General features: G+C 42.4%; 8 protein-coding genes. 7 read left to right on the plus strand and 1 reads right to left on the minus strand.

Going from position 1 to position 11,556, the window contains the following annotated elements; translation table 11 throughout:
- Positions 1–26 precede the first annotated feature (26 nt).
- From AB5754_RS09330 to AB5754_RS09340, 3 genes are all read left to right on the plus strand, one after another.
- A complete protein-coding gene (locus AB5754_RS09330) occupies positions 27–1,667 on the plus strand; it encodes a glycoside hydrolase family 3 protein (protein WP_368251127.1) in 1,641 nt (546 codons plus the stop codon).
- On the plus strand, positions 1,654–4,185 hold the full coding sequence (locus AB5754_RS09335; RefSeq protein WP_368251126.1) for a family 78 glycoside hydrolase catalytic domain: 2,532 nt from the start codon (positions 1,654–1,656) through the stop codon (positions 4,183–4,185). Before AB5754_RS09330 ends, AB5754_RS09335 begins: the two co-directional genes overlap by 14 nt.
- An 89-nt stretch (positions 4,186–4,274) precedes the next feature.
- The gene (locus AB5754_RS09340) at positions 4,275–4,589 is read left to right on the plus strand and encodes a DUF960 family protein (protein WP_368251125.1); all 315 of its coding nucleotides are present in this window, start codon (positions 4,275–4,277) and stop codon (positions 4,587–4,589) included.
- 288 nt (positions 4,590–4,877) lie between these two features.
- Here AB5754_RS09340 and AB5754_RS09345 read toward each other — a convergent pair whose 3' ends face one another.
- The gene (locus AB5754_RS09345) at positions 4,878–5,855 is read right to left on the minus strand and encodes a helix-turn-helix domain-containing protein (protein WP_368251124.1); all 978 of its coding nucleotides are present in this window, start codon (positions 5,853–5,855) and stop codon (positions 4,878–4,880) included.
- Between the two features lie 158 nt (positions 5,856–6,013).
- On the opposite strand from AB5754_RS09345, the gene rhaB reads away from it, so the two are divergent.
- The 4 genes from rhaB (at position 6,014) to fucO (ending at position 11,417) form a co-directional block, all read left to right on the plus strand.
- On the plus strand, positions 6,014–7,480 hold the full coding sequence (rhaB, locus tag AB5754_RS09350; RefSeq protein ID WP_368251123.1) for a rhamnulokinase: 1,467 nt from the start codon (positions 6,014–6,016) through the stop codon (positions 7,478–7,480).
- A 21-nt stretch (positions 7,481–7,501) separates the two neighbouring features.
- Positions 7,502–8,755, plus strand: a complete 1,254-nt coding sequence (rhaA, locus tag AB5754_RS09355; protein WP_368251122.1) for an L-rhamnose isomerase — start codon at positions 7,502–7,504, stop codon at positions 8,753–8,755.
- 99 nt (positions 8,756–8,854) lie between these two features.
- The gene (gene rhaD / locus AB5754_RS09360; RefSeq protein ID WP_368251121.1) at positions 8,855–9,685 is read left to right on the plus strand and encodes a rhamnulose-1-phosphate aldolase; all 831 of its coding nucleotides are present in this window, start codon (positions 8,855–8,857) and stop codon (positions 9,683–9,685) included.
- A gap of 580 nt (positions 9,686–10,265) precedes the next feature.
- On the plus strand, positions 10,266–11,417 hold the full coding sequence (gene fucO / locus AB5754_RS09365) for a lactaldehyde reductase (RefSeq protein ID WP_368251120.1): 1,152 nt from the start codon (positions 10,266–10,268) through the stop codon (positions 11,415–11,417).
- The last annotated feature ends 139 nt before the right edge of the window (positions 11,418–11,556 follow it).

Raw genomic sequence — 11,556 nt, forward strand, 5'->3', positions numbered from 1 at the left:
GACTGAGTGATTAAGAGGAGATAATGATGAACTTACTTGAAAAACCATTTAATTTAAAAAAAGAAGAACTTACTTGGGTTGAAGAGACTCTAGCAAGTATGACATTAGAAGAAAAAATTGGGCAGCTTTTCGTACCTATTGGTTATTCTACGGAGCAAGGATATTTAGATAGCTTATTACATTACAAAATTGGTGGCTTATTTTTTAGATCAGGAAGTTTTACTGAGATGAAAGATACGCTTACTTATGCGCAGGAAAAAAGTCGTATCCCTTTATTGACTCCTGCTAACTTGGAATATGGTGGTAACGGGGCGATTACGGAAGGTACAGCTTATGGTACTCCCATGGCGATAGCTGCGACAAATAATCCAGAAAATGCCTATCGATTAGGAAATATTGCTGCCAGTGAAGCTAGCGAAGTAGGTGTCAATTGGGCTTTTGCGCCAGTTGTGGACTTAGATTTAGAATTTCATAACCCGATTACCAATGTACGTACCTATGGAGATGATGTTCACAAGGTGATTGACAACGCTCGTTCTTACATAAAAGGTTGTCAAGAAAAGAATGTTTTAACATCTATTAAGCATTTTCCAGGAGACGGTGTGGATGAACGGGATCAACATTTGCTGACTTCCGTTAACTCATTGCCTTTCTCAGCTTGGGAAAAGAGCTATGGAAAAATCTATCAAACCTTAATTGATGAAGGTGCGAAGGCCGTCATGGTCGGGCACATTGCTTTTCCAGCCTATAGCGGAAATGAAATGCCAGCGAGTCTTAGTGAACCGCTGTTACAAGGATTATTACGAAAAGAGCTGGGCTTTGATGGGTTGGTGATTACAGATGCCTCTCCAATGGTCGGCTTTACTGTAGCAATGAACCGACGTGAAGCGGTGCCGGCTTGTATCCAACGGGGCTGTGATATGTTGCTTTTTAATAAAGACTTTGAAGAAGATGTCTTTTATATGAAAGAGGGTTTGAAAAATGGACTACTATCCGAAGACCGGCTAGAGGAAGCTGTGACACGAATCTTAGCCACGAAAGCTTCTATGGGGCTACACAGAGGAGTGATGATTGGTGATAAAAGTCCGGATTACACTAAAGAACAAGTTGCTTTGGCGAATCAGGCGATTACTTTAGTACAAGACAAACAGAATCTATTACCGTTGAAGACAGGCGCTCGGGTGCTAGTAGAGTTATTGGGTACCAGTTCCTCTAATGAACATGTGAAACAACACTTTGTATCTGAGCTTGAAAAGTTGGGTTTTACGGTAACAGTTTATCAAAAAGAAACTAATTTTTATGAATTGGAAACTGTGGAATCTTTTAAGAGCAAGTATGACTATGTTATTTATGTAGCAAATATTGAAAATGCGAGCAACCAGACCACTGCCAGGATTAACTGGCATACATTGTATGGCTTAGGAAACAACCTACCGTGGTTTGTACAAGAAGTGCCAACATTGCTAGTCAGCTTTGGCAATCCATATCACTATTTCGACGTACCGATGATTCCTACTATTATCAATTGTTACTGTAACTATGATCACTTTATTACGGCTGCTGTTAGTAAAATTTGTGGCAAAGATAGCTTTAAAGGTACCAGCCCCGTCGACCCTTGGTGTCGCAATCAGAAATTGAAAGAGTGGATGAAAGATGAGACCGACTAATTTACGAGTCAACGGCTTGCATCAGCCCCTTGGCTACAAATACGAACACCTGACATTTTCTTGGGAGACCCAAGGAAATGAGCCCATCTTGATGCAACGGCTAGAAATTTCCACTGACCCTGAGTTTGCAACATGTATCAAACAAGTAGAAACCCAGAGTCAATGGAATCAAATTTCCATGGATACTACATTCTTACAGTTAGGGCGACGCTATTTCTGGCGTGTAATAACGGAAACGGCAGATGCAACAGCCACTAGTAGTAGTTGGTTTGAAACGGCAAAATCTGGCACTTGGATGGCAGACTGGTTGAGTTACCAAGGGAAGTCTAGGGACAGTGTCTGCTTTACAAAAAAGTTTTCTACGAAAAAAGAAATTGATAAGGCCCGTTTGTATGCCTGTGGTTTTGGTATCTATGAGTGCCTTCTAAATACTCAAGCGGTTACTGAAGAAGTTCTCTTACCTGGTTATCATAGCTATGATTTGTTAAATCAGTATCAGAGTTTTGATGTGACTTCACTTTTAAAAAAAGAAAATCACTTGGAGTTTCTTGTGGGCAATGGTTGGTACAAAGGACGCTTTATTTTTGAAGGCGGTCAAGAAAATATCTATGGTGACAAGCAAAAGGTTATTTGCGAGTTACATGTAGAGTACAAAGATGGTACGAAGGAAGTATTAGTTAGTGATGATAGCTGGGAAGTACATACCTCACCGATTTTGGCAAATTCGATTTATGATGGGGAAGAGGTTGATTATTCTCTAGCTATACAACCACTAGTTTTAGCAGTTTTGACCGAGGATAAAGAGCTGTTACAGCCGCGAAATAACCCACCAATTAAAAAGCAAGAGCCTATATCAGTAAAGCGAACTTTTCTAGATACTAAGGGTGAGCTAGTCTTGGATTTTGGGCAGATTATTACTGGCTGGGTAATTGGGGAAATTTTCAGTAGTAAAAAGGTGACCTTACGCTTTGGTGAATTATTGCAAGAAGGGGCTTTTTATCAAGAAAATCTGCGTACGGCTGAACAGACTTTGACTGTGACTGCTGGGGATTTACCATGCGCACTACGCCCCCATTTTACTTTCTTTGGTTTTCGCTATGTAGCGGTAACTGGTTTAACTGTAGATGAAGCAAAAGAATTAAAAGCTTATCCTATCTGGTCAGACATGGATGAGCTATTCCAGTTCGAATCTGGAAATAAAAAACTTAACCAGCTAGTGGAAAATGTTAAGTGGAGTCAACGAGATAACTTCTTGGATATTCCCACTGACTGTCCCCAGCGAGACGAACGCATGGGCTGGACCGGAGATGTGACTATATTTGCTAACGCATCTTGCTATAATTTTGAGTCCAAGAGCTTTTATGAGCATTATTTGCGAAACTTGGCTTTGGAACAACAACTTTTAGATGGTTCGGTTCCTTTCTTTGTTCCTTATCCGAAAGTGGAACCCTTTGAAGGAATCAATCCTTTCTTAGTCACTGATGGAGCAGCCGTTTGGGGGGATGTGGCTACGACGTTACCTTACCAACTTTTTCGTCATTTCCGAGATAAGGGCTTGTTAGAGCAAAACATTGATGTCATGATAGGCTGGGTAGACTATTTACACAAAAGGGACTTGGAACATGGTGGTAAACATCTTTGGGATTTTGACCACCAACTTGGAGATTGGCTAGCCTTAGACAATGGGAATCCTCATAATCCAATTGGTGCTACGGATCCTAATTTGATTGCCTCAGCGTATTACTATCGCTCCACATCTTATTTAGCTATTTGTCTGGAAGCCTTGGGGGATGAACGCTCTGAGAAATACCACAGAATAGCAGAAAAAATCAAGCAAGCAATTTTGAAGAAGTACTTTGTGGGAGATGAGTTGTACTTGGAACCAGCCACTCAAACGGGAATTTCTCTGCTATTAAATAACAGCCTATACCCTTCTGAAGTTGGAAAAGAAAAATTGTTAGTTGGTTTGGTGGAGTTATTGGATGAAAATCAGAATTATCTTAATACTGGGTTCGTAGGGACACCTGAACTTACCCAGGCCTTGGCGGAGAATGGCCGACCAGATTTAGCCTATACGTTGTTGTTCAATGAAAACAGTCCTAGTTGGCTCTATGAAGTTAATATGGGTGCCACCACTATTTGGGAACGCTGGAATTCCATCTTACCAGATGGAACGATTAGTGGTACGGAGATGAACAGTTTAAATCACTATGCTTATGGAGCGGTGCAAGCTTTTATCGTGGAAAACGTGATAGGGTTGCGTTACTCATTGGATGATCCGACTACTGAGATTCATTCCTTGGACTTACGACCATGTTTTGACCATCGTTTACCTTGGGTGAAAGGCAGTTTAAAGACTCCCCATGGAAGGATTATGGTAGCTTGGGAGTGGTTAGATGAGGCTCAGGTAGAAGTTAACGTAACTATCCCAGGAAATACTCAATTGCGATATTTTGATGAAACAGGGCAAGAGAAAATTTTAGGAACAGGAAAACACATTTTGTATTGGAAAATGTAAATTTTTTAAATATATATTATCACTATGATCCGCAATCCTACATCTATTCGTGGGATTGCGGATCTATTTTTGTTTTTGGAGGGATTTCTATGTTTGAAAAAGAAGGTCAACGGTTTTTAACACCAGGTATTAAGGAAGGAGTGTCCCTAGAGGTTCAATTACTGCTATGGCATTTGATTGATGACTCAGATTGGCAAAAGGACTACTTGCAGATTTTCGAATTGTACAAAGAAAATCACACCAACAAACTAATCATCATTCACCGTCAAGAAGAACCAGAACAGAAGCGAAAAGTTACTTTTCAATTAGGCAAATATGCAAAAGAGTTACAAGCTCTGCCAAGCAAAATCTGGGTAATTGACGATGGTGACCATCAGACAATGCTGCTACCGGAAGAATATTAGGAGGAATCGTGATGCAAACAAAAGTCAAAAAAAGAGTAAATATCGTGTCGGTATCCTTAGTCAAAGAATCAAGTTTTTTGTATGAACCCAGAAGATGCTCCTCCTAAAAATTGTTTGACTTAGAGTAGCACTAACCTCTTGAAAGTAATCAATATAAAAGGGGGATTTTCGATGATAAGCAAGTTATGTTTCATAACTGGAGCTTCATAAGGTTTTGGAAGGATTTGGGTTCAGCCATTATTAGATAAAGGATACAAGGTTGCTGTATCATCCCAAACCAATTTATCTTCATCCTTTTTGACGTACTTGATAAGGTGTCTTGTTGTATTGTTGAAAAAATTTCTTATAAAATTGCGTCTTATTAGAAAATCCACAGTAATGAGCGATATGTTCGATAGGTAGTCCAGTGGAAAGCAGCAGCGAGTGGGCATTTTTCAAGCGTTCCAAAGTTAGAAGTTCTTTGAAGGTGGCCCCAGTGCGTTCTTTGACCATGTTGGAGAGGTAGTTGCGGTTGTAGCCGAGATCTTGGGCGAGTTGGTTTAAAGTCAGGCTAGCAAAATCATCTTCAATTCGCTGGAGGATTGAAATTAAGACATCATCTTTGGTGGCTTCCCAATAGATGGAGGCGATTTGGCTTTGGTAAATCCGCGTCAGTTGCAAAAACAAGACTTGGGATTGGCTATTGAGGATTTCGCTGGCCAGGCGACGATTGCTGAAGGCCTCGGTAATCATTTGTTCCAAGGTGAGGCGGACTTCCGGCTCTTCTACCAGATCCAACATCAGATAGTTTTCGTGGAAATTCGGACCCAAGACCGCATTCATAATGAAGTCATAGGTCATACCAGCGCTCTCGGCGTCGATGCGCTTGAGGGAATCAATTTTTAAATCCTTGGTGCGAAACAAGAAGTTAATCAACAAATCCCCTTCTCCCAAAGCGGCTAGTTCATGACAGGAGTCAGTATCCAATAAGAGGAGTTGATTTTCCTTCAAGGTCAGGGACTTGCCGTTGACGATTTGGTGGGAAGTCCCTTTGAGCATGTAGTTAAACTCTAAGAATTGATGAGAATGGAGAGGATAAGGGGCAAAGCGACGGTGTTTGCGAATCACGATGGGGCGGTCTTCTGCAAAAAGGTGGTTTTGAATTTTCAGCCGAGGATTGAGGGCGCCTTTTTCTTCGGCGAACTCTTCGGTGAACCGGCCCGTTTTTCGTTGTTGCTGTTCTTGTTCGTCGATGGTTGTGAGGTAGTTGAAGATTTTAGCTTCCATAGTTATCACCTGTAATTTTGATACTAAAAGACTAACATTCTAGCATTGTTTTGTAAAGGATAAGTCGATATATTTAAGGTATTAACAAAGATGTAAACGAAATCACTAATCTTTAGTGGTAGGTGACGAATCGATATCGATTGAAGAGGAGGAAAGAGATGAGCCATTATATTGCAGTGGACATTGGGGCCTCTAGTGGGCGTTTGATGTTATCTTCGGTGGACGCTTTGGGGAAGATGTCCTTGAAGGAAATGCACCGCTTCAAAAACTATTTTACTCAAGAAGCCGGCCATGATCGCTGGCAGATTGATCATTTAATCAAGGAAATCTTGATTGGGTTGTCGAAGGTGAAAGCAGCCGGGATTACCGATTGTTATGTGGGGATTGATACTTGGGCAGTGGATTATTGCTTGGTGGATGCTTCTGGGAACTTGTTGGAACACCCGGTGGCTTATCGGGACAAACGAACCCAACAAGCGCTGGCGGCTTTCCAAGAAAAAATGCCCCTGGCCACGTTGTATGAAAAAACCGGTATCCAGCTGTTGTCTTTTAATACCGTGTTCCAATTATTAGTAGAAGACAAGCAAAAGCTGGCGCAAGCGGAAACCTTGCTGCTGATTCCTGATTATCTTGGGTATGTCTTTACCGGTGTGGCTGTGATGGAAAAAACCAACGCTTCTACAATGCAGCTACTAAATCTGGAAACACGGGAGTTAGACGCCGATATCCTGTCAGCTCTCGAAGTCGATTCCGCCCTTTTCCCACCGTTAGTAGAACCGGGTTCGATTTTGGGGCCTTTGCAAAATCACCGGTTTGCCGATTACGACTTGCCTAATGCCACGTTTATCACAGTAGCTAGTCATGATACGGCTTCGGCAATCGTAGGGACGCCAGGAGCAGGTAGTAACTGGGCCTACATCAGTTCTGGCACTTGGTCATTGATGGGAGCAGAGCTTGAAGAAGGCAATTCTTCAAAAGCAGCCTATGACGCCAATTTCACCAATGAGTGGGGCGTGCAAGGAACAATTCGTTTCTTGAAAAATATCATGGGCATGTGGTTGATTCAAGAAGTTGCCCGTATGCAAAATTATCAGTACACTTACGCCGAGCTTGCGGAAATGGCTGCTAAAGAAGCACCTTTCCAACAGTTTGTCCCAGTTAATGACACCCGTTTCTTAAATCCCGGCAACATGATTGCTGAGTTGCAAACCTATTGTCGAAAAACAGGACAAATCATCCCAGAAACGCCTGGAAAATTGGCTCGCTGTATCTATGATAATTTGGCATTGTGCTACGGATTGGAGTTGCAAAATCTGTCGGAAATTACCGGTATCAGTTACCAAAAACTCCATATCGTCGGTGGCGGATCAAATAATCGTCTGTTAAACCAGCTTACTGCCAATCTTTGTGGAATTGAAGTAGAAGCCGGTCCGGGAGAAGCGACGGCTATTGGCAATTTGATTGTCCAAATGGTGGCGACTAAAGGCTATGGGGATCTCGCCGAAGCACGAGCAGCGATCCGCACATCCTTCCCATTGCAAACTTATTTACCCGAAACTGGTGACTTCAAACAAGTCATGAAAGCTTATCAGAATTTTTTACTCACTCATGAAAACACCAAATAAAAGAAAAGAGGAATGAACAACATGACAGATGTAACAACTCGCTATCAAGAAGCCAAAGCCCGCTATGCCGCAGTCGGAGTGGATACCGACGCTGCCTTAGCCAAACTTAACCAAGTGAAAATCTCCATGCACTGCTGGCAAGGCGACGATGTCAAAGGCTTTTTGACACCAGAAGGAGAATTGACTGGTGGCATCATGGCGACTGGAAACTATCCTGGAGCAGCCCACACACCAGAACAACTCCGCCAAGACTTGGAAAAAGCTTACTCTTTGATCCCCGGCAAACACAAATTGAACCTCCATGCCATCTATCTGGACACTGAGGAAAATGTCGACCTAAATGAAATCGAACCGAAACACTTCGAAAAATGGGTGAACTGGGCTAAAGAACAAGGTCTGGGCTTGGATTTCAACCCAACCTTCTTTTCTCACCCAATGATGAAAGATGGCATGACTTTGTCTCACCCGGATGCTGAAGTTCGTGAATACTGGATCGAACATGCCAAACGGGCTCGCCGTATCGCAGCTTACATGGGGGAAGAAACCGGTCAAGTTTGTATCGACAACTTCTGGGTTCCCGATGGTATGAAAGATAACCCGATCGATCGCTACGAACCACGGAAACGCTTGATGGAATCTTTGGACACGATTTTTGCGGAAGAATACGATGAAGCCTATACCCAAGATGCGGTAGAAAGCAAACTCTTCGGAATCGGCGCAGAAGCATATACAGTGGGTTCTCACGAGTTTTACATGGGCTACGGCTTAACGCGTAACAAACTGGTTTGTCTGGATGCCGGGCATTTCCACCCAACCGAAGTCATTTCCAACAAATTGTCCTCGTTGGCTTTGTTCTCTAAAGGCGTGATGCTGCACGTTTCTCGTCCGGTACGTTGGGACTCTGATCACGTGGTAATTATGGACGATGAGTTGCAAGCCATCGCCAGCGAATTGGTTCGCAGTGACTTGTTGCCAAAAACCAATATCGGTTTAGATTTCTTCGATGCGACGATTAACCGGATTGCTGCTTGGGTAATCGGGACGCGCAACACACAAAAAGCGTTGTTGAAGGCGATGTTGGAACCTACCCAAGAATTGAAAGAAATGGAATTGGGCATGGACTTCACCAGTCGTTTGGCTTACACAGAAGAATTGAAAGATTTTCCTTATGGGGATGTTTGGAATTACTTCTGCCAAGAAAATGGTGTTCCAGTAGGCCTTGATTGGTTAACAGAAGTTCGCAACTATGAAAAAGAAGTCTTGGCTAACCGCTAAGATTGCTTAAACTGACTCTCTCCGGCGGTGCTTGAAAATACGAGCGCCGTCGAGAAAACTTGCAGCCTAAGAGACTGCCCTGCAGAAAGGATTTTTATTGTGAAAAAAATCGATATTTTACAAGCACCTTTTGTTCAAGAAATGGTGGCAACCACCGCTAACCTTTACCGCCTTGGTTGGGATGAACGTAACGGGGGGAATATTTCTTATCTGTTGCATGAAGAAGAAGTGAAACCTTTTTTAGATTTGGATCAGGTTCATCGCGTAATTCCAATGATTTTTGATGCTTCAAAATTAGCTAGTAACTATTTCATTGTCACTGGTTCTGGAAAATATTTTAAAAATGTTGCTTTAGCGCCAGCCGAAAACTTAGGAATCGTCCGAGTAGCGCAAGATGGTAAATCTTTGGAGCTTTTGTGGGGCTTGGAAAATGACGGGGTACCGACTTCAGAATTACCATCACACTTCATGAGCCATATTGCTCGTCTGGAAGTGGATCCAGAAAACCGGATCGTGATGCACAATCATGCTTCTCATTTGTTGGCCATGAGTTTCACCCACGAAATGGACGAAAAAGCTTTTACCCGAACATTGTGGCAAATGTGCACGGAATGTTTGGTGGTCTTTCCAGAAGGTGTCTCAATCATTCCTTGGATGGTACCAGGAACCAATGAAATCGGCGAAGCAACAGCTACAAAAATGAAAGAAACTCGCCTGGTCTTGTGGCCACAACATGGAATTTATGGTGCCGGTAAAGATATGGATGAAGTCTTTGGTTTAATCGAAACCGCAGAAAAAGCAGCGCAAGTTTATACTTATGTCTGCGCGCAAGGTGGGGTGAAACAGACCATTAGTGACGAAAATCTTTGGGCGTTGGCAGATGCTTTCAAAATCACTCCACGGGCAGATTATTTGGCACCACGGGTATAATCGTAGGCTGCGTGCAAGAAGGACTCGCGTGTGATGCAATAAACATTGTGCCTGAAAATTTATCCCGGTTGTATTGCAGAATATAAAAAACGACATGACTAACTATGGCACGAAATGCGGGACGAGTTAAAAGCGTATAGGGCGATTAGATACTTGCTTTTTCTTGACACAGAAATGGGCTATCTTTTTGCTATTTTGGAGCTGAAGATTAGTAAAGGATAGAACTGTCACTACTGACATCAATCGTAAGTGTTGGGATTTCAGGGCAGACATCATGGAAACTAATCCGGATAACTCACCAGTAGCAGTTGATTTGGTGAAAGTCTTTGAACTGTAATCTGTGAAAAAACAACGTCTATTCACAATTTTACTTACATGAACTGGATGTTTGCTTTATACTATTAATTGTGATAAACATCACATTTCTACCGTCATTTCTAGTGTGCGGAGGAGATGTCGCTTGATATAGCAGCGAGTTACTTAATGTACACAAAGTAAAATGGGTTCTTCGGAGAGAAAAAGTTTTGGAGATAAGTTCTGAGCGCCTCTTCCAAGTACACTAAATAAGGAGGAAACACAAATGGCAAACCGTATGATTTTAAACGAAACATCTTATCATGGTAAAGGAGCGATTGAAGCAGTCCCAACCGAATTCAAAGCGCGGGGTTTCAAAAAAGCAGTGGTCATCACCGATAAGGATTTAATCAAATTCAACGTCGCAACAAAAGTAACAGATCTTTTGGATCAAGCGGGTATCGACTATGAAGTTTATGATGCTATCGTGCCAAACCCAACTATTGAAAACGTGCAGGATGGCGTGAAATTCGTTAAAAATGCTGGAGCTGACGCAATTATCGCTATTGGTGGTGGTTCTCCCATCGATACCGCCAAAGCAATCGGGATTATCGTAACCAATCCTGAATTTGAAGATGTTATCAGTTTGGAAGGGGTAGCGGAAACAAAGAACCCTTGCTTACCAATTTTGGCAGTACCAACCACTTCTGGTACAGCTGCGGAAGTGACGATTAACTACGTTATCACTGATAAAGCAAACCATCGTAAATTTGTTTGTGTGGATGTTCACGATATTCCAATCGCAGCTTTTATCGATAGTGATATGATGATGGGTATGCCAAAAGGTTTGTGTGCATCGACTGGGATGGATGCTATGACCCATGCGATTGAAGGGTTGATTACAAAAGGTGCTTGGGAAATGAGCGATATGTTGCATATCAAAGCCATCGAAATCATCGGCCGGAGCTTGCGTAGTTCCGTTGCTGGCGAACAAAAAGGTCGGGAAGAAATGGCTCTGGGTCAATACATTGCCGGTATGGGCTTTTCTAACGTTGGTTTAGGTTTGGTTCACGGGATGGCGCATCCATTGTCTGCTTGGTACAACATTCCTCATGGCGTGGCTTGTGCTTCATTGTTGCCAACAGTCATGAAATACAATAAAGATTTCACTGGTGAAAAATACCGTGAAATCGCTAAAGTACTCGGCTTAGAAGGGGCTGATACGAAGTATATCGAAGAAGTTCGTGACGATGCGTGTGCGGCCATCGACCAATTGTCTAAAGATGTTGGCATTCCAGCAACGATTTCTGAATTAGGGGTGAAGGCTGAAGATATTCCTTCGATTGCCGAAGATGCGTTGCGGGATGTTTGTACACCAGGTAACCCTCGTGACACCACAATTGATGAAATTATCACGATTTATCAAAGCTTGATGTAAATAAATCGAGTTTTGTAAATGCAAAACTTGCATAACTTCGTATGTGAGCTAATTTCATAATTCTAACCCTCGATACATTAGAGTTTTCAAAGCATACAAAAAAGAAACCTCCCCATCAGGTACGAGGCTGCTGAAAAAG

Origin of the sequence: Enterococcus sp. 2201sp1_2201st1_C11_2201SCRN_220225 (assembly GCF_040925905.1) — a bacterium.
GTDB classification, from domain to species: Bacteria; Bacillota; Bacilli; order Lactobacillales; family Enterococcaceae; genus Enterococcus_C; species Enterococcus_C asini_A.

Bases quoted from the DNA above. Each gene is read 5' to 3' on its own strand.
- AB5754_RS09340 (WP_368251125.1), top strand. From the start codon at position 4,275: ATGTTTGAAAAAGAAGGTCAACGGTTTTTAACACCAGGTATTAAGGAA.
- AB5754_RS09330 (WP_368251127.1), top strand. From the start codon at position 27: ATGAACTTACTTGAAAAACCATTTAATTTAAAAAAAGAAGAACTTACT.
- rhaB (WP_368251123.1), top strand. From the start codon at position 6,014: ATGAGCCATTATATTGCAGTGGACATTGGGGCCTCTAGTGGGCGTTTG.
- rhaA (WP_368251122.1), top strand. From the start codon at position 7,502: ATGACAGATGTAACAACTCGCTATCAAGAAGCCAAAGCCCGCTATGCC.
- AB5754_RS09335 (WP_368251126.1), top strand. From the start codon at position 1,654: ATGAGACCGACTAATTTACGAGTCAACGGCTTGCATCAGCCCCTTGGC.
- fucO (WP_368251120.1), top strand. From the start codon at position 10,266: ATGGCAAACCGTATGATTTTAAACGAAACATCTTATCATGGTAAAGGA.
- AB5754_RS09345 (WP_368251124.1), bottom strand. From the start codon at position 5,855: ATGGAAGCTAAAATCTTCAACTACCTCACAACCATCGACGAACAAGAA.